Here is a 1,221-nt window from a genome sequence, read left to right as displayed (position 1 = left end):
CGCCCACCGCGACGTGCGCGTGCCCGACACCAGCCGCAAGTGGCTGTCGCTGGGCGTGGGCTGGACCCCGTCGGCGAACATCGAATACAACTTCGGTTACACCCATCTGTTCACCAAGGATCCGGACGTGAACATCGCCGGCACCACCAACAACCAGGGCAACTCGCTCACCGGCAAGTACAAGGTGCGCGGCGACGTGCTGGCCGCGTCGTTCAACTACAAGTTCTGATCGACCTAGCCGCACCGGTTGTTTGAATGGCAGAAGGCCCCGCGAAAGCGGGGCCTTCTGTTTGTGCGTGCCCAGATCGATGGCTGCCCAGCCGATGCGCCCCTGATCGCCGAGCCGCTTCGCGCCGCCCCTGCCGCAGCTGCGCGATGAACGTCCGATCGCCATGTGCCCGGGCATCGACACCAGTAGCAAGGCCGGGAGCAGGGCAGTGCGTATGGCCGGATTCTGCCACGAGGTTGGCCCATGGCAGCGGTGGCACTGCGCGTTTCAGGCGCCGTCCACGCAGACGCAGCGCGTACAATTCCGCACCGCCCCCGCACGGTGGGTCATGCTGTTTTGACAAGGATCTGTACATGTCGCCTCTCGCGTTTCGTTCCACCCTTTTCCTGGGGTTGGCCGCACTGTCCGCCCCTGCATGCGCCGCCGACTTCGCCGCGTGTTTCACCCTCACCCCGGGCCTGACCTGGTCCACCGCCGATGAAACGCTGACCATCGAAAAGTCGACCTTCGCCGGCCAGCACGCGATCAAGGTCAACAGCGCAGGCGGCGGTATCGGTACTGCCAGCTACTTCGATGCCAGCGGGCGTGCCTTCCTCGGCCAGGACCGTTATGGCATCTCCGCCTGGGGTGGCGATGCGTCCAAGCCGGTGATGACCGACACCTTCAAGCCCGCGCCGACGTTCCCGCAGACAGCCAAGCCGGGCGACCGCTTCCAGTACACCGGGAAGGGCGAGCGCACCCATCACGTCGAAGACACCGTCGAACCGCTCGACTTCGATGGCTTCTCCGATTACACCTTCGTCGGCTTCGAAGACGTCGACGTGGAGATCGATGGTCAGCCGCGCACCTTCAAGGACACCTGCCACGTCAGCGCGACCTTCGAGGACAACCGCATCGAAGGCTGGTACGCGGCCGGCTTCGGCCGCATCAAGTTCGAGCGCTACATGGGCAAAGAACTGTTCATGCGCGATGAGATCGAGTCGATCGACGCC

At 64.5% G+C, this 1,221-nt stretch carries 2 protein-coding genes; both read left to right on the top strand.

Annotated features, from left to right (window positions below):
- On the top strand, positions 1–229 hold a 229-nt coding region (locus tag AC1DQP_RS20695), incomplete at its 5' end, for an outer membrane protein transport protein (RefSeq protein WP_478052455.1).
- 353 nt (positions 230–582) lie between these two features.
- A partial coding sequence (locus tag AC1DQP_RS20690) for a hypothetical protein (RefSeq protein WP_478052454.1) occupies positions 583–1,221 on the top strand: 639 nt, incomplete at its 3' end.

It is taken from the genome of Stenotrophomonas sp. P5_A8 (genome assembly GCF_056400545.1).
Note: the sequence above shows the minus strand (reverse complement) of the source record. Positions and strands in the feature narration are given on the sequence as shown.